Here is a 19,166-nt window from a genome sequence, read left to right on the forward strand (position 1 = left end):
GCTCACGGGGAGGCCAGCAGGCCGCGCAGCTCCTCGGTCAGGGCGTCGCGGGCCTCGGGGTGCTGGTGCCACGCGGCGGGTGTCGCCTGGAGGAGCTGGATGCGCCAGCGGCCGCCGCCCTCGTCCACCGCGACGACCGTGTGCACCGTGTGGAACTGCGCCTCCACGTCGCCGGCGCCCGGCGGGATCATCCCGGCGTGGGCGACCAGCAGCGCCACCCCGGGCGCCATCGCGCGCACCGACCGGACGACCGCGATGTACGCGGCGGTCTGGTGGCTGCCGAAGATCTGCCGCAGGTGCGCCGCGATGGCCAGCCGGCCGTGGTGGTGCGTGCCGTCGTACCCGATGATGTCGCCGTCGTCGGCGAAGCAGGCCGCGACCGCCGCGCCGCTGCGCCGGTTCCAACCGTCGAGGTAGGCACCGTAGAGGGCCTGGAGCTGGGCGTCGGACGGATGCGCGGATGTCACAGGAGTGACGGTAGTGCTCCGGCCGCGTCGGCCGGTCGACGCTCGCCGTCGGCGAACTGGGTGCGGTGGAGATCGGCGTACCGCCCACCGAGCGCCAGCAACTCAGCGTGCGTGCCCGACTCCACGATGCGACCACCGTCGACGACGAGGATCCGGTCGGCGCTGCGCACGGTGGACAGCCGGTGGGCGATGACCAGCGCCGTCCGGCCGTCCAGCGCGGTGTCCAGCGCCTCCTGGACCGCGGCCTCGGACTCGCTGTCCAGGTGTGCCGTCGCCTCGTCCAGGATCACGATGCCGGGCGCCTTGAGCAGCACGCGGGCGATGGCCAGCCGCTGCTTCTCGCCACCGGACATGCGGTAGCCGCGGTCCCCGACCACCGTGTCCAGTCCCTGGGGCAGCGAGCGCACGAGCGCAGCGATCCGGGCGCCCTCGAGCGCGGACCACAGCTGCTCCTCGTCGGCCTCCGGTCGGGCGTAGAGGAGGTTGGCGCGGATGCTGTCGTGGAACAGGTGCGCGTCCTGGCTGACCACGCCGATCGCGTCCCGGAGCGAGTCCAGCGTCGCCGACCGCACGTCGATCCCGCCGACCCGCACCGCTCCGCCGGTGACGTCGTAGAGCCGGGGCACCAGGTTGGCGATCGTCGACTTCCCGGCGCCGGAGTGCCCCACGAGGGCCACCAGCTGGCCCGGCTCGATCCGGAAGGAGACGTCGTGCAGGACGTCGATCGGCCCCCCGTGCTCGGGCAGCGACACCTCTTCCAGTGACGGCAGCGACACGTCCTCCGCCGAGGGATAGCTGAAGGAGACGTTCTCGAACTCGACCGACCGGTCGTCGGCCGGCACGGCCACGGCGTCGTCGGCCTGGCGGATCATCGGCGGCAGGTCGAGCACCTCGAAGACCCGGTCGAAGCTGACCATCGCGCTCATGACGTCGACCCGGACGTTCGCCAGCGCGGTGAGCGGGCCGTAGAGGCGCGACAACAGCAGCGCCAGGGCGACGACGTCGCCGGGGCTCAGCGAACCGGTGAAGGCGAGCCATCCGCCGAGGCCGTAGACCAGCGCCGTCGCCAGTGCCGCGACGAGGGTGAGGGCGGTGAAGAAGAAGCGGCCGTACATGGCCGAGAGGACGCCGATGTCGCGCACGCGGGCGGCCCGGCCGCTGAAGGCGTCGGCCTCCACCCCCGGGCGGCCGAACAGCTTCACCAGGAGGGCGCCGGCGACGTTGAACCGTTCGGTCATCGTCGCGTTCATCGACGCGTTGAGCTCGTAGGACTCCCGGGTGATCTCCTGCAACCGGCTGCCGATGCGCCGGGCGGGGAGCACGAACAGCGGCACGAGCACCAGCGAGAGCAGGGTGATCTGCCAGGAGAGCGTGAGCATGACGGCGCCGGTCAACACCAGGCCGATCACGTTGGAGACGACGCCCGAGAGCGTCGAGGTGAACGCCTGCTGGGCGCCGACGACGTCGTTGTTGAGCCGGCTGACCAGCGCGCCGGTCTGCGTCCGGGTGAAGAACGCCACCGGCATCTGCTGGACGTGCGCGAAGACCCGGCTGCGCAGGTCGTAGATGACGCCCTCGCCGATGCGCGCGGAGTACCAGCGGGTGGCCAGCGAGATGGCCGCGTCGACCACGGCCAGGCCGGCGATGAACAGGGCGATGCGGACGATGTCGCCGGTGGTGCCCTCGAGGCCGGCGATGCGGTTGACGATGTTGCCGGCCAGCAGCGGCGTGATGACGCCGATCAGCGACGACCCGACCACCAGGGCGAGGAAGAAGGACAGGTCGCGCCGGTAGGGCCGGGCGATCTCGATGATCCGCCGGACCGTGCCGGGCGGGAGCTTCCGCCCGACCACCGACGGGTCCCGCCGGAACGAGCGCATCGCCGCCATGGAGGTCATGGGCTGACTCATCTGCGCCGCCTCCCTCCGTCAGGCCGACGTCGGAGTCGGCCCTCGGGCCAACACCGCCCGGGACGGCGCTTGTTCCGCGCGACGATCAGCGCCCGCCGGCCAGTTCCCGCAGCCGCAGCACCTGCGCGGCCGCCTCGGCGGCGTCCTGGGTGTCGGGGTCGCTGCGCACCGCGGAGCGCACCAGGGCCGCGGTTGCCCGGCTGGCGCCGGCCGGCGGGCCCAGCAGCGCCTGGGTGAGCTGGGCGACGGCGTCGTCGAGCTGGTCCGCGGGGACGACCGCGTTGGCCAGCCCCATCGCGTGCGCCTCGGCGGCGCCGACCTTGCGGCCGGTCAGGCAGATCTCCATCGCCCGCGAGTAGCCGACCAGCTCGACGAGGTTGCTCGTGCCCGTCAGGTCGGGCACCAGGCCGAGCGTCGGCTCGGGCAGCCGGAGCTGCGCGTCCTCGGTGAGCACCCGCAGGTCGCAGGCGAGGGCCAGCTGGCAGCCGGCGCCGATCGCGTGCCCCTGGACGGCGGCCACCGAGACGATGCCGGGCTGCCGCAGCCACCGGAAGCCGCGCTGGTAGACGCGGATGCGCTGCTGGGCCTCCTCCGCGGGCGCCCGGCCCAGGTCGCCCAGCCCGCCGTCGTCGTTCGGCTCCGGGTTGAACAGGCTGCGGTCCAGGCCGGCGGAGAACGACCGCCCGGCGCCGCGCAGGACGACCACGCGCACGTCGTCGTCCAGGGACTCGCCGACCGCGGCCAGCGCCGACCACGTCGCCGGCGTCTGCGCGTTCAGCTGCTCGGGCCGGTCGAGGGTGACGGTGAGGACGGCGCCGTCGCGCGAGGTGCGGACGAACCCGTCGGGCGCGTTGTCTGAGATCACGCCTTCTTACTATTCCGGTTGGCCCCACCCCGGCTGCGCAGGGTGGCACCCGACTCGGAGAGCAGCCGGTGGACGAAGCCGTACGAGCGCTTGGTCGACTCCGCCAGCGAGCGGATGCTCTCGCCCTCGTCGTACCGCTTGCGCAGCTCCTCGGCGAGCGTGCTCCGGTCGCCGCCGGTGATCCGCTTGCCCTTGCCCAGGTCGGTACTGCTCGAGTCGGCCATGGCTCCCCTCCGTGTCAGCCGCCGGCCGGACGCGTCGGGCCGACGCGCGCGTGCACGGTGTGGGCTGCTCCCCTGCGGCGCCGCCGTCCCGCTGACCGCGACCCCTTGGCAACACATGATCACCCAGGCGCCGCACCCCCGCGACGCGAGCGAGGACCGTTGGCCGGACGCGGGAGCGAGTGCCGCTGGAAGGCCGGCCGGCGCCACCGGTTCGGATGACCCGGCGCCTGGGTCAGGCGAGTTCCACCAGGTCGGCGAGGTTCTCGCTCCAGGCGTCCTCGGTGCCGTCGGGCAGCAGGATGACCTTGTCGGGGTCCAGCGCACGGACGGCGCCCTCGTCGTGCGTCACCAGCACGATCGCACCGGTGTAGGTGCGCAGCGCCTCGAGCACCTGTTCCCGGCTGGCCGGGTCGAGGTTGTTGGTCGGCTCGTCGAGCAGCAGCACGTTGGCTCCCGAGGACACCAGCGTGGCCATGGCCAGCCGGGTCCGCTCGCCGCCGGACAGGGTGCCGGCCCGCTGGTCGACCGTCTCGCCGGAGAAGAGGAAGGCGCCGAGGATCCGCCGCAGCTCGGTGTCGGTGCTGTCGGGAGCCGCCGACCGCATCACCTCGAGCAGCGTGCGGTCCATGTCGATCGTCTCGTGCTCCTGGGCGTAGTAGCCCACCCGCAGCCCGTGCCCGGCCTTCACCTCGCCGGTGTCCGGGAACTCGGTGCCGGCCAGCATCCGCAGCAGCGTCGTCTTCCCCGCCCCGTTGAGCCCGAGGACGACGACCCGCGTCCCCCGGTCCACGGCCAGGTCGACGTCGGTGAAGATCTCCAGCGAGCCGTAGCTCTTGCTCAATCCCTCGGCCGTCAGCGGGGTCTTGCCGCACGCAGCGGGCGTCGGGAAGCGCAGCTTGGCGACCTTGTCCTGCACCCGCACGTCGGCGAGGCCGGCGGCCAGGCGCTCGGCGCGCTTGTCCATGCTCTTGGCGGCCTTGGCCTTGGTGGCCTTGGCGCGCATCTTGTCGGCCTGGGCGTTGAGCGTGTCGATCTTGCGCTCGGTGTTGGCCCGCTCCTGCTTGCGGCGGCGCTCGTCGGTCTCGCGCTGGGCCAGGTAGGGCTTCCAGCCGAGGTTGTAGACGTCGACGGTGGCCCGGTTGGCGTCCAGGTGCCAGACCTTGTTGACGACGGCGTCGAGCAGCTCGACGTCGTGGCTGATGACGATCAGCCCGCCCTTGTGGCCGGCCAGGAAGCCCTTGAGCCAGGTGATCGAGTCACCGTCGAGGTGGTTGGTCGGCTCGTCGAGGAGCAGCGTCTCGGCGTCGGAGAACAGGATGCGGGCCAGTTCGACGCGGCGTCGCTGGCCACCGGAGAGCGTGCGCAGCGGCTGGGCCAGCACACGGTCGGGCAGGCCCAGGTTGGTGCAGATGCGGGCGGCGTCGCTCTCGGCGGCGTACCCGCCGAGGGCGGCGAACTGGTCCTCCAGCCGGCCGTAGCGGCGGACCACCTTGTCGCGCTCGTCGTCGTCGGCCGGCTCGGCCATCGCGATCTGCGCCTTGACCATCTGGTTGCGCAGCACGTCGAGCCCGCGACCGGAGAGCACGCGGTCGCTGGCGCTGATGTCGAGGTCACCGCTGCGGGGGTCCTGCGGCAGGTAGCCGATCTCGCCGCTCACCTCGACCTTGCCGGCGTGCGGGATGCGCTCGCCGGCGAGCGTGGTGAGCGTCGTCGTCTTGCCGGCGCCGTTGCGCCCCACCAGGCCGATGCGGTCGCCGGGCTGCACCCGGAGGTCGGCCTCGCTGATGAGGATGCGGGCGCCGGCGCGCAGCTCCAGGCCCGTCGTGGTGATCACTGATCCCAGGGTAGGCGCTCACGGGGCGACATCTCGACCGAAGACGGGGTGACATCGGCGGCATCGCCCGCTCGGGCGTGTTCTGCGGGGAACGGGTCTGCGCGTCGGGCCGGCACGCCAGGATGCGGCCATGAACCCGCCCGGGGCGCCGTGGGTGCCGACCTGTCCCGTCTGCGGGCGCCCGGTGGGCGACCTCGGGCGCGGGCCGTGCCCGTCGTGCGGCCTGCCGGCCGCCGCCCAGGCCGGGTTGGTGATCGCGCGCATCGGGGCGACGATCGGCGAGCTGAACCGCGACCGCGACGCGCTGCTGGCGACGCTCCGGTCCGCCGCTCCCTTCGCCCCGCCCCCGGCCGCTCCCCCGATGACCCCGCGGGCCGCTCCCCTGGTGGCCCCGCCGGCCGCGGCCTGGTCGCCGCCGCCCCCACCACCACCGACTCCCCCGCCGACTCCGCCGACGTGGGCTCCTCCCGTCTCGGGGGCACCTCGCCCGGTCCGGCGGCTCAGCCCGCAGCAGGTCCTGCTCGGCCTCGGCGCGATCCTGGTGGTCGCCGCGGGCATCACCTTCGTCGCCGTCGGCTGGACCCGCTTCGGGATCGTCTTCCAGGCCGGCGCGATGCTCACGGCCACGGCGCTCGCGGCCGGCGTCTCCGCCTGGGTCGCCCGCCGAGGGCTGCGGGCCACCGAGGAGGCGCTGGCCGCTGCCGCCGCCGCGTTGCTCGCCGTGGACCTGGGCGCCGCTCGGGCCCTGGGCCTGTTCGAGCTGGAGGACGTCGGTCTCCGGCCCTGGTGGGCGATCTCCTGCGCGGTCGTCGTCGCGGTGTCGCTGGGCCTGGGCCGCCTGACGCGCAGCACCGCCACCTGGCCCCTGACCGCACTGCTCGCCGCTCAGCCGCTGCCCTTCCTGCTCCTCTCCGGCGAGCTGCTGACGGGGCCGGCGGGTGTCGCCGTCGCCCTCGGCCTCGCAGCCGCCGACGTCGTCGCCGCCCGCCGCCTGCGGCCGGGACTGCGCCCGGTCGCGGCCGTGCTGGCCGGCATCTTCGCGACCGTCGGCGTCCTCGGCGGCATGGGCACCGCATGGGGCGGGAGCGACGGCGACTCGTGGACGGCGACCGGACTGCTCGTCCTTGCCGGCGCCGGCGCCCTGGTGCTGGACCGGTGGACGCGGCAGACCGCCACGTCGCGCCGTTCCGCAGCCGCGGTGTCCGGGGCGGTCGGGGCTGTGGTGGGCATCGCGCTGGCGGGCTCCCTGCAGACCCTCGGGGCCGACGGATCGTGGGTCGCCATCGGTCTCGGTCTGGCCGCGCTCACCGCGGCGGTCCTCCTCGCCGACCGGGCGGCCCCGACGGCTGCACTGGTGACCGCGGGCAGCGCGCTGACCCTCCTGCACGTCGCCCTCCTCGCGGACAGGGAACGGTTCGGCGAACTGGCCGTCGTCGCCCTGGCCGCGACGGTGCCCGCTGCCCTGGCCGCGCTGCGACTGAGCGCCCTGCGAGCCGCCGCGACCGCTGCCGCGCTGCTCGCCCCGGTGATCGCCGTCCTCCTGGCCCGCGCCGATGACGTGCTGACCCGGCCGGTGGCGGGCCTGCTCCTGGCACTGCTGGGCGCGACCGCGTTCGCCGTGGCGGCGCTGCGCGCCGGCCGGCCCGAGGAGTGGACGGCGGCCGCCTGCGGGCCGGTCGCCGGGCTGGCCGCGGCAGTCACGAGCGGAGCCGTGGGCGCCTGGGGTCAGACGGCGGTGCAGCTCGGCGTCGTCGGTGCCGCCGCCGGGGCGTACGCGATCGTGGCGTCCCGCCGCTGGGTGGGCGTCGTGGCCGTCGCCGACCTCGTGCTGGCGACCTGGATCGCCGTCGGGGGCGCGGGGATCGAGACGCCCGAGGCCTACACGCTGCCGGCCGCGGCCGGGCTGCTGGTGGTCGCGCTGCCCGCGCTCCGGTCCGGCGCCCCGTCCTGGGCGGCCGAGGGCGCCGCCGTGGGGGTGGCCCTCGTGCCATCCGCCCTGGTGGTGGTCGCGGCGCCGACCGGGCTCCGGCTGGTCCTCGTCGTCGCCGCGGCCGTCCTGCTCACCGTCGCCGGCACCCTGCGGCACCGGCAGGCGCCGTTCGTGGTCGGCGCCGGGGTCCTGCTCGTCGTCGCGATCGGCCGGCTCGGCCCGTATGCGCCCGTCCTCCCCCGCTGGGTCACCCTGGGCGCCGCCGGACTGCTGCTGCTGGTCGTGGGTGCGACCTACGAGCGGCGGCGGCAGCAGGCCCGCGAGGCGGTGGCCTGGGTGGCGCAGATGCGCTGACCCCGGGTTGACCCGGGTCCGCGCGGGCATCCCCGCCCTACGGTGAGGGGCGCACAGGGGAAGGGGGGCGGCGGTCATGGTGATCCCCGGGCGGACCCGCCCGCCACAGGTGCTGCTGGTCGTCGGCGCCGTCCTGCTGGTGTGTGCCGGGGCCGCGCTGACGTCCGCGTACGACGGCGCGCCGGCGAGGACCGCCGTCCTCGCCCTCGCCGTCGCGGCGGCGGTCCTGTCGGTGCGCGCCGACCGTGCGCAGCTGCGCAGCTCGGCCGAGACGTTCGCCGCCAGCGCGGCCGGGCTCGGGCTGGTCGGCAGCGACGTGGCCGGAGCCCCGGCCGACGGCGACCCGCTGCTCGCCCTGGGCCTGGCCGGCGCGTTCCTCGTCCTCCGTCGGGTCTCCCCCTCCCCCGCCGCGTGGCCGCTCGCCGCCTGGGTCGCCGTCCAGGTGGCGGCCCTCCGCTGGCTGGGCGCCGTCCCGGATGCCCTGCACGTCGAGCTGTTCCTGACGGTCTCGGTCGTCGGGCTCGCGACGGCGCTGTTCGGCCGGCCGCTGGTGGCCCGGCTGACCATGGCGACGACCGCGCCGTGGTGGGCCGCCGGCGTGCTGGGTGGGGTGACGGAGGCCTGGACCGCCGGGCCCGCGGAGCGCTGGCTGGCCGCGTTCCTGATGACCGCCGCCGCGGCCGGGCTGCTGGTGGCGCGTCTCCGCACACCGCTGGACGTGCTGCTGGGCCCGCCACGGCTCGTCCCGGCGGTCGCGGGCGCGGTGTCCGGTGCCGCCGTCGCCGGGGCCAGCTCCGCCGGCGGGCCGGTGACCGTGGCCGTGGCCGGGTTCGCGGGCGTGCTGGGAGCCACCCTCGCCGCCGGCGGGCTGTCGGGATGGCGGCGAGGCCTCTTCCTGCCGGTGGCCCTCAGCGGCGGCGTCCTGCTCGCCGTCCTCTCCGTCGGCCGGCTGCTCCTCGGCCGGCACTGGTCGGAGCTGGCGCTCCTGCTGCTGCTCACCGCCGCGCCGACGGTCTGGGTCGCGGCCTTGCGCCGTGCCGACCGTCCGGTCGCGGCACCGACCGCGGTCGGCTGCCTGGGTGGTGCGGCGCTGCTCGGTCTGCCCGACGGCTGGGCCGCACCGGCCGAGGTCGCGGTCCTGCTGAGCGCTCTCTACGGCGCCGCCCTGCTGATGGCCGCCGCTCTCGACCGCGACTCCCGGCGGGCGACCTCGGTGGCGGGCGCCGCCTGCGCCGCGGCGGCCGTGACCTTGCTGGGGGTGCACGGGGACCACGGGATGCTCGCCGCGCACCTGGCGGCGCACGCGGTCGTGACTCTCACCTGGGCGTGGTGGACCGGCCGCGCAGGTTCCGATGCGGACGAGGACACCGACTCGGCCGCTGCCTGGCGGGTCGGCGCGACCCAGGTGGTGCTCGCCGGATGGCTGGCAGCGGCGCTCGCCGGGCTCGGTGCCGTGGAGGCGTACACGGTGCCGGCGGCGCTGGGGCTGCTCCTCGCCGCGGGACGGGGGCTGGTGCGCGACCCGTCGCGTCAGGCATGGGGTCCCGGGCTGGTGGTGGCCGCGGTGCCCTCGACGGTCCTGGCGGTGACCGCGCCGGACGCCCTGCGCGCGGTGCTCGTGCTGGCGCTCGCCGCGGTCGCGATGCTGGCCGGTGCCCGGGCGGGCGTGCGTGCGCCGCTCACGATCGGGGCGGCGACGGCGGTGGCGCTGGCGCTGGGCCTGGCGGTGCGGGCGCTCCCCTGGCCGGTGGGCACGGCACTCGTCGTCGGCGTCGCGCTGCTGCTCGTCGGCATGCGGCGGGAGGGCCGGCCGATCGCCGGCTTCGCCGCCCGACTGGCCGACCTGCGATGAGCGCCCCCGAGCCGTTCGCTCCGGTCGACCTCCCCCACGTCCTGGCCATCTACGAGGAGGCGTTCCCGGCGAACGAGCGGGTGCCCGCCGCCGTCCTCGCCGAGGAGTTCGGCCGGAGCCGCAGCTGCCTGGTCCTGCGCTCAGGGGGTCGCGTCGTCGCGTTCGCCAGCCTCGTCCGGCTGGCACCGGACGCACAGTTCCTGGAGTACCTGGCCGTCCGCAGCGATGCGCGCGGAGGCGGTCACGGCGCCCGGATGGTGGAGCACCTCGGCGAACGAGGGGCGGGGTCCTGCTCGAGGTCGAGGACCCGGCCGAACCGGAGCTCACGCCCGACGAGGTGCGCGCCCGGGAGCGACGGATCGCCTTCTACGCGGCGCACGGCGCCGTCCCCGCCCCGTTCGGGATCAGCTACCGCCCGCCGTCCTTCGACGGCTCCCCGCCGCCGCGGCTACTGCTGTACGCCCTCGGCGCCCCGGACCGGTGGACGCTCGGCGACGTGCTCCACCGGCTCGCCACCGCCACGGAGGTCACCTACGCCACCGCGGCGGACTGACCGGAACCGCCGAGGTGACGTGCTGGAACGGCCTCGGCCCCTTGCCGGGTCCCAACGCGAGCCTGCGAGCGGTGGGGGGCAAGGGGAGTTTCTCAGACGCGGAAGCCGAGGGCGCGCAGCTGCTCGCGGCCGTCGTCGGTGATCTTGTCCGGGCCCCACGGCGGCATCCAGACCCAGTTGATCCGGATGTCGTCGACGAGGCCGGGGCCGGGGCCGCCGGTCAGGGCCTGACGGGCCTGGTCCTCGATGACGTCGGTCAGCGGGCAGGCCGCCGAGGTCAGCGTCATGTCGATGATCGCGACGTTGCTGTCGTCGTCGACGTCGAGGCCGTAGACCAGGCCGAGGTCGACGACGTTGACGCCGAGCTCCGGGTCGACGACGTCGCGCATGGCCTCTTCGAGGTCCTCGAGGAGCGCGGTCTTGTAGGCCGGCAGGTCGCCAGGCGCTCCGTCGGTCGCGGGCGTCGCGTTCGAGGTGTCGGCGTTCTCGGTGATCTCGCTCATGCGGTGCCTCCGGTCTGGGGTGTGGTGGACAGTGCCCGGGCGGAGGCGTCCTTCAACGCCATCCAGCTCATCAGGGCGCACTTGATCCGCGCGGGGTACTTGGACACGCCGGCGAACGCGACGGCGTCCTCCAGCTCGTCCTCGAGCTTCTCGGCCACGGCGGGGTCACCCTTGGCCTGCATCAGGGTCACGAAGTGCTCGCCGGTCTCGAGCGCCTGCGGCACGGTCTTGCCGATGACCAGGTCGTACATCGCCGAGATGGAGGCCTGGCTGATCGAGCAGCCCATCCCCTCGTAGGAGACGTCCGCGATCGTGTCGCCCTGGACGTGCAGCCGCAGGGTCACCTCGTCACCGCACGTTGGGTTGACGTGGTGCACCTCGGCCTCGAACGGCTCGCGCAGGCCGCGGCCGTGGGGGTTCTTGTAGTGGTCCAGGATGATCTCCTGGTACATCGACTCGAGCTGCATCAGACGGACCTCACACGGTTCCGAAGAACTTCTGGGCCTGCCGAATTCCGTCGGCGAGCGCGTCGACGTCGTCGTAGCCCGTGTGCACGTAGAACGTCGCCCGCGTGGTCGCCGGGACGCCGTAACGCCGGACCACGGGCCACGCGCAGTGATGGCCGACGCGGACGGCGATACCGAGGTCGTCGAGCACCTGGCCGACGTCGTGCGGGTGGATGCCCTCGACGGTGAAGGAGATCGCTCCCCCGCGGGCAACCGTGTCCGGCGGGCCGATCACCGTGACGCCCGGGATCTCGGCGAGCTTCTCCAGCGCGTAGCCGGTGATCGCCTCCTCGTGCGCCTGGACCTTGTCCATGCCGAGCGCCTGCAGGTACTCGACGGCGGCGGCGAGGCCGATCACCTGCGCGGTCATCGGGACGCCGGCCTCGAACCGCTGCGGCGGCGGCATGAAGGTGGAGCCCTCCATGCGCACGACCTCGATCATCGAGCCGCCGGTGAGGAACGGGGGCAGCTTGTCGAGGACCTCGTAGCGGCCCCACAGCACCCCGACCCCGGTGGGCCCGAGCATCTTGTGGCCGGAGAACACCAGGAAGTCGGCGCCCAGCGTCTGGACGTCGACCGGCTGGTGCGGGACCGACTGCGCGCCGTCGACCAGCACGAGCGCGCCGACCTCGTGCGCCCGTTCCACGATCTCGCCCAGGGGGTTGATCGTGCCGAGGATGTTCGACTGCTGGGTGACCGCGACGAGCTTGGTCCGCTCGTTGACCACCGTGGCCAGGTCGGAGAGGTCCAGCCGGCCCTCGTCGGTGAGCCCGAGCCAGCGCAGGGTCGCCCCGGTGCGCTCGCACAGCTGCTGCCACGGCACGAGGTCGGCGTGGTGCTCCATCTCGGTCACGACGATCTCGTCGCCCTGGCCGACGGCGTAGGTGCGGAACTCCGGCTCCTTCGCCGTCGCGGCGTTGGAGAGGGCGTACGCCACCAGGTTGATCGCCTCGGTGGTGTTGCGGGTGAAGACGATCTCGTTCTCGGGAGCTCCGATGAACGCACCGATCGTCGCCCGGGCCTCCTCGTAGGCGCCGGTCGCCTCCTCGGCGAGCTGGTGGGCCCCCCGGTGCGGCGCGGCGTTGACGTTCTCGTAGAACCAGCGCTCGGCGTCGAGCACCTGGCGCGGCTTCTGCGAGGTGGCGCCGGAGTCGAGGTAGACCAGCCGCTTCCCGTCCCGCACGGTGCGGGACAGGATCGGGAAGTCCGCCCGGATCGCCTCGACGTCCAGCGGCAGGGGCTTCTGCGCCCCCTCGGGACGCGAGACGGTCTGGGTCATGCGGAAGCGACCTCCGCGGCGGCAACCTCGTTGGAGCCCTTGACGTAGGCGGCGTAGCCCTCGCTCTCGAGCTTGTCCGCGAGCTCCGGGCCACCCTCGTCGACGACCCTGCCGTTGACGAAGACGTGCACGTAGTCGGGCTTGATGTAGCGCAGGATCCGCGTGTAGTGCGTGATCAGCAGGACGCCGATCTCGCCCTCCTCGCGGGTGCGGTTCACGCCCTCGGAGACGACCCGCAGCGCGTCGACGTCGAGGCCGGAGTCGGTCTCGTCGAGGATCGCGATGGCCGGCTTGAGCAGCCGCATCTGCAGGATCTCGTGCCGCTTCTTCTCACCGCCGGAGAAGCCCTCGTTGACGTTGCGCTCGGCGAAGGCGGAGTCCATCTCGAGCAGTTCCATCTCGCTCTTGACGTCCTTGACCCAGGTGCGCAGCTTCGGGGCCTCGCCCTTGATGGCGGTGGCGGCGGTCCGCAGGAAGTTGGAGACGCTCACCCCCGGCACCTCGACGGGGTACTGCATGGCGAGGAACAGGCCGGCGCGGGCGCGCTCGTCGACGCTCATCGCGAGGACGTCCTCGCCGTCGAGCGTGACGGTGCCACCGGTGATCGTGTACTTGGGGTGACCGGCGATCGAGTAGGCCAGGGTCGACTTGCCCGACCCGTTCGGCCCCATGATCGCGTGGGTCTCGCCGGAGCGGACGGTCAGGTCGACGCCGCGGAGGATCTCCTTGGCGTCGTCACCCTCACCGACGCTGACGTGCAGGTCGCGGATCTCCAGGACGGACACTTCGCTTCTCTCTTTCACTCGCCGGCCGCGCCGGAAGGCTGGATGACGCTCGTCGCTGCGTTCACTTCGGTGTCGACGAGCACGTCCTCCCCTTCCACGCGGACCGGGTAGACGTCGACCGGCTCGGTGGCCGGCAGGTTGGTGGGCTCGCCGGTGCGCAGGTCGAAGCACGACCCGTGCAGCCAGCACTCGATGGTGGGGGCGCCGTGGAACGTCTCGACGTCGCCCTCGGTCAGCGGGACGTCGGCGTGCGAGCACTTGTCCTCGAGGGCGTAGACCTCGCCCTCGAAGCGGACGACCGCCACGTCGATGTCGGCGAGCTCCACCCGCAGGGACCCGTTCTCGGGGACCTCGGAGAGCGCGCAGACCCGCTCGAACGCCATGGCTCAGGCCACCTCGACCGGCTGCTCGTCGAGGTCGGGCAGCGCGCCCAGGCGGGTCTCGATGATCCCCATGAGCCGGTCCTGCAGGGCGTCGATCCCGATGTGCTGGACGACGTCGGCGAAGAAGCCGCGCACGACCAGGCGGCGGGCGGTCTCGGCGTCGATGCCGCGCGAGCACAGGTAGAACAGCTGCTCGTCGTCGAACCGGCCGGTGGCGCTGGCGTGGCCGGCGCCGACGATCTCGCCGGTCTCGATCTCGAGGTTGGGCACCGAGTCGGCGCGGGCGCCGTCGGTGAGCACCAGGTTGCGGTTCAGCTCGTAGGTCTCGGTGCCTGTCGCGGCCGGGCGGATGCGGACGTCGCCGATCCAGACCGTGCGTGCGCCCTCGCCCTGCAGCGCGCCCTTGTAGAGCACGTTGCTGGTGCAGTTCGGGACGGCGTGGTCGACCCAGAGCCGGTGCTCCTGGTGCTGCGTCTCGTCGGAGAAGTAGACGCCGAACAGCTCCGCGGAGCCGCCGGGGCCGGCGTACTGCACGTTGCTGACCAGGCGGACGAGGTCGCCGCCGAGGGTGACCACGACCTGCTTGAAGGTCGCGTCCCGGCCGACGACGGCGTCGTACTGACCGCCGTGCACGGCACCGGGGGCCCAGTCCTGCACGGAGACGAGCGTGACCTGAGCGCCGTCGCCGGCGATCACGGCGACGCCGCCGGCGTACTTCGCCAGGCCGGTGTGGTCGAGCACGACCGTCGCCTTGGCGAACGCGCCGACCTCGACGACCAGCTGGCCCCAGACGACTGCGTCATCAGGGCTGTCGCCGCCGGTGCCGGCCAGGCCGAGGGTGACGGGCCGGTCGAGCTGGGCCTCCTTCGCCACGCGGACGACGGCGGCACCGCCGCTGCGCTGGCGGGCGAGCGCGGCCAACCGGTCGACCGGCTCGGGCAGGCCCTTGAGCAGCGGGTCGCCGGCCTCGACGCTGGTCAGCTCGACACCCTCGGGGAGGTCGGTCGTCCAGGTGAGGTGCGCCTCCGACGGGGCGCCGTCCAGGAGCGGCTTGATCCGCTTCATGGGCGTGAAGCGCCACGTCTCCTCACGACCCGTGGGGACGCCGAAGGCGTCCGGGTCGGTGGAGGTGAAGCGCTCCGCCGGCGATCCGGTCGGGGCAGGGCCCCCGTGCGAGTGCGCACCCGGAGCGGCCTGACCGGCGCTCCCGGTGCCCGCGGCCGGGGTCGTGGGCGGACCGGCCTGGGCGCCCACGCCGTCGGCGAAGAGCTCGCCGGCCAGCGTGGACGACTCCGTGGTGAGACCAGTCGTGTTCGAGTCGGTCATCAGCCGACGGCACCTTCCATCTGCAGTTCGATGAGCCGGTTGAGCTCGAGGGCGTACTCCATGGGCAGCTCGCGGGCGATCGGCTCGACGAACCCGCGCACGACCATGGCCATCGCCTCGTCCTCGGACAGACCACGGCTCATCAGGTAGAACAGCTGGTCGTCGCTGACGCGGGAGACCGTCGCCTCGTGACCCATGGAGACGTCGTCCTCGCGGACGTCGACGTAGGGGTAGGTGTCCGACCGGCTGATCGTGTCGACGAGCAGGGCGTCGCACTTGACCGTGGACTTCGAGCCGTAGGCGCCCTCGTCGACCTGGACCAGGCCGCGGTAGGACGTGCGGCCACCACCGCGGGCCACCGACTTCGACACGATGGTCGAGGAGGTGTGCGGCGCGGCGTGCACCATCTTGGCGCCGGCGTCCTGGTGCTGGCCCTCGCCCGCGAAGGCGATCGAGAGCACCTCGCCCTTGGCGTGCTCGCCGGTCATCCAGACCGCCGGGTACTTCATCGTCACCTTGGAGCCGAGGTTGCCGTCGACCCACTCCATGGTCGCGCCCTCGTGGGCCACGGCCCGCTTGGTGACCAGGTTGTAGACGTTGTTCGACCAGTTCTGGATGGTCGTGTACCGGCAGCGCGCGTTCTTCTTGACGATGATCTCGACGACCGCGGAGTGCAGCGAGTCGCTCTTGTAGATCGGCGCGGTGCAGCCCTCGACGTAGTGCACGTAGGCGCCCTCGTCGACGATGATCAGCGTCCGCTCGAACTGGCCCATGTTCTCGGTGTTGATCCGGAAATAGGCCTGCAGCGGGATCTCGACGTGCACGCCCGGCGGCACGTAGATGAACGAGCCACCCGACCAGACGGCGGTGTTCAGCGCGGCGAACTTGTTGTCGCCGGACGGGATCACCGAGCCGAAGTACTCCTGGAAGATCTCCGGGTGCTCCTTGAGCGCGGTGTCGGTGTCGAGGAAGAGGACGCCCTGCTCCTCCAGGTCCTCGCGGATCTGGTGGTAGACGACCTCGGACTCGTACTGCGCGGCGACGCCGGCGACCAGGCGCTGCTTCTCCGCCTCGGGGATGCCGAGGCGGTCGTAGGTGTTCTTGATGTCCTCCGGCAGCTCCTCCCACGAGGTGGCCTGCTTCTCGGTGGAGCGCACGAAGTACTTGATGTTCTGGAAGTCGATGCCGGAGAGGTCCGAGCCCCAGTCGGGCATCGGCTTGCGGCCGAAGAGCTTCAGCGCCTTGAGGCGGCGCTCGAGCATCCACTCGGGCTCGCTCTTGCGGGCGGAGATGTCGCGGACGACGCTCTCGTCGATCCCGCGGCGGGCGGAGGCACCGGCCACGTCGGCGTCGGCCCAGCCGTACTCGTAGCGGCCGAGCGCATCGATCTGCTCGTCCTGCGTCAGCGGCACGGCGGGCTGCTGGGTGCTGGTCATGCGGGCGTCCTCTCCCGGTGGTTCGTGGGGGTGGTGCTCGTGCTGGTGCGCGCGCCGGCGGGCGCCGCTCGCTCACCTAGTACAGGGCGCACGGGGGTCGATCTGTTCCCTGTGCGCGGAGATCTCGACTGCAGTGGACCGGGGATGTGGGTGGTGCAGATCCCGTCGCCGTGGGCGATGGTCGCCAGCCGCTGCACGTGGGTCCCCACCAGCCGGCCGATCACCGCCGTCTCCGCCTCGCACAGCTGCGGGAACTCGGCGGCGACGTGCGCCACCGGGCAGTGGTGCTGGCAGAGCTGGCCGCCGCCGGAGATCGCCGAGGCCGTGGCAGCGTAGCCCTCGGCCGTCAGGGCCCCGGCCAGGGCCTGAGCCCGGTCCACGGGGCGCCCGCCGGCGGCGCGCACGGCTTCCTCGACGGCGCTGGACGCGCGCACCTCGAGCCCGGCCAGCTGCTGCTCGGCGACGGCGCGGACCGCGTCGGGTCCGCCGGAGGCCGCGACGTAGCGCAGCGCGGTCAGGGCGAGGTCGTCGTAGGCGTGCGGGAACGAGGACCGGCCGGCGTCGGTGAGGTGGAACCGGCGGGCCGGGCGTCCGCGGCCACGGTGCGGGTCACGGGTCTGCCGCTCCTCGACGCGGCCGGCGGCGACCAGGGCGTCGAGGTGGCGCCGGACCGCGGCCGGCGAGACGCCCAGCCGGCCGGCGAGCTCGGTGGCGGTCTGGGGGCCGTGCTCCAGGAGGAGGGCGCTCACGCGGTCGCGGGTCCGCCCGTCGTCGGCCGGGGCCGACGTGCGGGGAGCTGTCGCGACTGTTTCCACAACACGAGTGTGTCCTATTTCAGGACGCCTGCAAGCAAGGTCGCCCTAAGAAAGCCCCGCGGGGGACGCCGTCGTGAGCAGCCTCACGGCGCGACCACCCACCGGGGCCCGCCAGGAGGCCGCGAGCGCCCCCCGTGCTTCTAGCATCGGACCCGTGCCGGTCCTCTCCCCTGCCTTCTCCCCCGCCGTCATCTCGCGGGTGGCGCTGGCCAACGCCATCGCCAACGGGCTGATCGTCGTCACGGGTGGCGCCGTCCGGCTGACCGGTTCGGGCCTCGGCTGCCCGACCTGGCCGCGCTGCACCGAGGACAGCTTCGTCGCGACCGAGGAGCTGTCGATCTACGGCGCGATCGAGTTCGGCAACCGGCTGCTCACCTTCGTGCTGGCGATCGTGGCGATCGCGACCGTCGTCACCATCTGGCGCTCGCCGCGACGTGACCTGCGCCGGCTGGCAGTGATCACCTTCCTGGGGATCCCGGCGCAGGCGCTGCTCGGCGGCGTCACGGTGCTCACGGGGCTGAACCCGTGGACCGTGGCCGCTCACTTCCTCGTCTCCGCTGCGCTCGTCGCGCTGGCCACGACGCTGTGGTTGCGTTCCCGGGAGCCCGGCGTCGGCCAGCCGCTCCTGCGCCGGCCTTTCGTGCTGCTGACCTACGGCATCGCCGCCGCCACCGCCACGGTCCTGGTGCTCGGCACGATCGTCACCGGCAGCGGTCCGCACAGCGGGGACGTGGACCGGGACGGCGTCCCCACCGGCGACCGGATCGGCGTCGACCCCCAGCTGATCAGCCAGGTCCACGCCGACGTCGTCTTCCTGCTGATCGGCCTGACCGTCGCTCTGCTCGTGGCGCTCCACGCGAACGACTCCCCCGCCCGCGTGCGCCGGGCGGCCCGCGACCTGCTGATCGTGCAGCTGGCCCAGGGCGTCGTCGGCTACGTGCAGTACTTCACCGGGCTCCCCATCGTCCTGGTGCTGCTGCACATGGCCGGCGCGGTGCTGACCACCGCGTACACGGCGCGGCTGATCTGGTCGGTCCGCGGCCCGGCGTCGGAACTGCCGGTCGGCACCGTCGCGGAACCGGCTGCCGCCACCCGCTGACCCGACGGCGCCCAGCCCCTCGTTCGGGGAACGAGGCATCCGATCCCGCCGTCAGACCCCTTCTTCCCGGCACGAGGGCCGTCCGGTCACTCGTGCCAGACGAGGACGACGGCGAGTGAGCCGTCCGGTGACTCCCAACGACCGGCGGTCACCGTCTCCCGCGCAGTGCGCGCGTCAGCCCACGCGGGCCAGGCGTCGTCCTCGTCGTGCCAGACCAGCCGCCCGCCCGCGAAGTAGGTCACGACCGGCGTCCCGGCTTCGATGAGCGCCCCGACCTCGGGCCGCTCGATCCGTGGCGCCGTCATGGAGTAGGTCCGCCGGTCGAGCCCGACGAACTGCCCCATCCGCGCATCGGCCAGATCACCCCGCACGGGTCCGGTCCTGCTCCGGCAGTTCGGCGAGGACGGCGAGGGTCGCGCTCAGGCCGAGGCGGGTCGCGCCCGCGTCGAGCATGCGCAGCGCCGTCGCCAGGTCCCGGATCCCGCCCGAGGCCTTGACCCCGAGGTCGGGGACCGTCTTCCGCATGAGCCGGACCGACTCGGTGGTCGCGCCTCCGGAAGGGTGGAAGCCGGTCGACGTCTTCACGAAGTCGGCGCCGGCATCCCGGGAGAGCAGGCAGCCCAGCCGGATCTGCTCGTCGTCCAGGGCGGCGGTCTCGAGGATCACCTTGAGCAGCGCCCCATCGGGCACCGCCGCCCGTACCGCGGCGAGGTCGCGGGCCACCGCCTCGCGCTCACCGTCCCTCAGCAACCCGATGTCGAGGACCACGTCGAACTCGTCGGCGCCGGCCGCGGCCGCCGCGTGCACCTCGGCAACCTTCGCCACGGTCGGCACGGCGCCGGAGGGAAAGCCGATCACCGTGCAGGCCCTCACGCCGGAGCCCGCCAGCCGACCGGCGACCCGACCCACGCGTGACGAAGCGACGCACGCCGCGGCGGCGCCGACGTCCAGCGCCTCCCGGGCCGCGGCGTCGACGTCGGCGGCGCGCGCCTCCGGCTTCAGGAGGGTGTGGTCGATCAGCCGCGCCAGCTCGCTGCGCTGCATG

Annotated in this window: 19 protein-coding genes and 1 pseudogene; 5 read left to right on the forward strand and 15 right to left on the reverse strand. The window is 73.5% G+C overall.

Going from position 1 to position 19,166, the window contains the following annotated elements; all coding sequences use genetic code 11:
* Positions 1 to 2 precede the first annotated feature (2 nt).
* The 5 genes from BN344_RS16985 to BN344_RS17005 all read right to left on the reverse strand — a co-directional run bounded on the left by BN344_RS16985 (position 3) and on the right by BN344_RS17005 (position 5,300).
* On the reverse strand, positions 3 to 467 hold the full coding sequence (locus BN344_RS16985; RefSeq protein WP_040339671.1) for an SgcJ/EcaC family oxidoreductase: 465 nt from the start codon (positions 465 to 467) through the stop codon (positions 3 to 5).
* Positions 464 to 2,377 (reverse strand): ABC transporter ATP-binding protein, encoded by a 1,914-nt coding sequence (locus BN344_RS16990; protein WP_040339672.1) that lies wholly within the window; start codon positions 2,375 to 2,377, stop codon positions 464 to 466. The genes BN344_RS16985 and BN344_RS16990 overlap by 4 nt, the downstream gene beginning before the upstream one ends.
* An 85-nt stretch (positions 2,378 to 2,462) precedes the next feature.
* Complete coding sequence (locus BN344_RS16995) at positions 2,463 to 3,242, reverse strand: enoyl-CoA hydratase/isomerase family protein (protein ID WP_231486962.1); 780 nt, start codon at positions 3,240 to 3,242, stop codon at positions 2,463 to 2,465.
* Positions 3,239 to 3,466 carry a helix-turn-helix domain-containing protein gene (locus tag BN344_RS17000; RefSeq protein ID WP_040339673.1) on the reverse strand — a complete coding sequence of 76 codons (228 nt, stop codon included), beginning with the start codon at positions 3,464 to 3,466 and terminating at the stop codon, positions 3,239 to 3,241. The genes BN344_RS16995 and BN344_RS17000 overlap by 4 nt, the downstream gene beginning before the upstream one ends.
* 232 nt (positions 3,467 to 3,698) lie before the next feature.
* On the reverse strand, positions 3,699 to 5,300 hold the full coding sequence (locus BN344_RS17005; RefSeq protein ID WP_040339674.1) for an ABC-F family ATP-binding cassette domain-containing protein: 1,602 nt from the start codon (positions 5,298 to 5,300) through the stop codon (positions 3,699 to 3,701).
* A gap of 130 nt (positions 5,301 to 5,430) precedes the next feature.
* Between BN344_RS17005 and BN344_RS17010 the strand changes: the two genes are divergently transcribed.
* The 4 genes and pseudogenes from BN344_RS17010 (at position 5,431) to BN344_RS17020 (ending at position 9,989) form a co-directional block, all read left to right on the forward strand.
* Positions 5,431 to 7,584 carry an SCO7613 C-terminal domain-containing membrane protein gene (locus tag BN344_RS17010; protein ID WP_040339675.1) on the forward strand — a complete coding sequence of 718 codons (2,154 nt, stop codon included), beginning with the start codon at positions 5,431 to 5,433 and terminating at the stop codon, positions 7,582 to 7,584.
* A 76-nt stretch (positions 7,585 to 7,660) separates the two neighbouring features.
* Positions 7,661 to 9,436, forward strand: coding sequence for an SCO7613 C-terminal domain-containing membrane protein (locus BN344_RS17015; protein WP_155858927.1), 1,776 nt, complete (start codon positions 7,661 to 7,663; stop codon positions 9,434 to 9,436).
* Positions 9,433 to 9,702 (forward strand): annotated as a pseudogene (locus tag BN344_RS21240) (GNAT family N-acetyltransferase); the annotation flags it as partial. The gene BN344_RS17015 and the pseudogene BN344_RS21240, both read left to right, overlap by 4 nt.
* Positions 9,703 to 9,773: 71 nt before the next feature.
* Entirely contained in the window at positions 9,774 to 9,989 is a 216-nt protein-coding gene (locus tag BN344_RS17020; RefSeq protein ID WP_040339677.1) for a hypothetical protein, read from the forward strand.
* 92 nt (positions 9,990 to 10,081) lie between these two features.
* On the opposite strand, the gene BN344_RS17025 is transcribed toward BN344_RS17020, so the two are convergent.
* Genes BN344_RS17025 through BN344_RS17060 form a run of 8 tightly spaced genes read right to left on the reverse strand, consistent with a single transcriptional unit; the run spans position 10,082 to position 16,956 of the window.
* Entirely contained in the window at positions 10,082 to 10,492 is a 411-nt protein-coding gene (locus BN344_RS17025) for a metal-sulfur cluster assembly factor (protein ID WP_040339678.1), read from the reverse strand.
* Positions 10,489 to 10,959, reverse strand: a complete 471-nt coding sequence (gene sufU, locus BN344_RS17030; protein ID WP_040339679.1) for a Fe-S cluster assembly sulfur transfer protein SufU — start codon at positions 10,957 to 10,959, stop codon at positions 10,489 to 10,491. Before sufU ends, BN344_RS17025 begins: the two co-directional genes overlap by 4 nt.
* Before the next feature lie 10 nt (positions 10,960 to 10,969).
* The gene (locus BN344_RS17035) at positions 10,970 to 12,277 is read right to left on the reverse strand and encodes a cysteine desulfurase (protein ID WP_040339680.1); all 1,308 of its coding nucleotides are present in this window, start codon (positions 12,275 to 12,277) and stop codon (positions 10,970 to 10,972) included.
* The gene (gene sufC / locus BN344_RS17040; RefSeq protein WP_040339681.1) at positions 12,274 to 13,062 is read right to left on the reverse strand and encodes a Fe-S cluster assembly ATPase SufC; all 789 of its coding nucleotides are present in this window, start codon (positions 13,060 to 13,062) and stop codon (positions 12,274 to 12,276) included. Before sufC ends, BN344_RS17035 begins: the two co-directional genes overlap by 4 nt.
* Positions 13,063 to 13,076: 14 nt before the next feature.
* A complete protein-coding gene (locus tag BN344_RS17045) occupies positions 13,077 to 13,445 on the reverse strand; it encodes a Rieske (2Fe-2S) protein (protein WP_040339682.1) in 369 nt (122 codons plus the stop codon).
* Between the two features lie 3 nt (positions 13,446 to 13,448).
* Positions 13,449 to 14,771: a Fe-S cluster assembly protein SufD gene (sufD, locus tag BN344_RS17050; RefSeq protein ID WP_040339683.1), complete on the reverse strand. Its 1,323-nt coding sequence runs from the start codon at positions 14,769 to 14,771 to the stop codon at positions 13,449 to 13,451.
* Entirely contained in the window at positions 14,771 to 16,207 is a 1,437-nt protein-coding gene (gene sufB, locus BN344_RS17055) for a Fe-S cluster assembly protein SufB (protein WP_040339684.1), read from the reverse strand. Before sufB ends, sufD begins: the two co-directional genes overlap by 1 nt.
* The gene (locus BN344_RS17060) at positions 16,204 to 16,956 is read right to left on the reverse strand and encodes a helix-turn-helix transcriptional regulator (protein ID WP_231486966.1); all 753 of its coding nucleotides are present in this window, start codon (positions 16,954 to 16,956) and stop codon (positions 16,204 to 16,206) included. The genes sufB and BN344_RS17060 overlap by 4 nt, the downstream gene beginning before the upstream one ends.
* Before the next feature lie 220 nt (positions 16,957 to 17,176).
* On the opposite strand from BN344_RS17060, the gene BN344_RS17065 reads away from it, so the two are divergent.
* Positions 17,177 to 18,121, forward strand: a complete 945-nt coding sequence (locus BN344_RS17065) for a COX15/CtaA family protein (RefSeq protein WP_040339686.1) — start codon at positions 17,177 to 17,179, stop codon at positions 18,119 to 18,121.
* Positions 18,122 to 18,207: 86 nt separating this feature from the next.
* Here the strand turns inward: BN344_RS17065 and BN344_RS17070 are convergent, their stop codons facing one another.
* The gene (locus tag BN344_RS17070; protein ID WP_040339687.1) at positions 18,208 to 18,492 is read right to left on the reverse strand and encodes a hypothetical protein; all 285 of its coding nucleotides are present in this window, start codon (positions 18,490 to 18,492) and stop codon (positions 18,208 to 18,210) included.
* Complete coding sequence (gene deoC, locus BN344_RS17075; protein ID WP_040339688.1) at positions 18,482 to 19,165, reverse strand: deoxyribose-phosphate aldolase; 684 nt, start codon at positions 19,163 to 19,165, stop codon at positions 18,482 to 18,484. Before deoC ends, BN344_RS17070 begins: the two co-directional genes overlap by 11 nt.
* Between the last annotated feature and the right edge of the window lies 1 nt (position 19,166).

The sequence above is a fragment of the Candidatus Blastococcus massiliensis AP3 genome, from assembly GCF_000582785.1.
Lineage (GTDB): Bacteria > Actinomycetota > Actinomycetes > Mycobacteriales > Geodermatophilaceae > Blastococcus > Blastococcus massiliensis.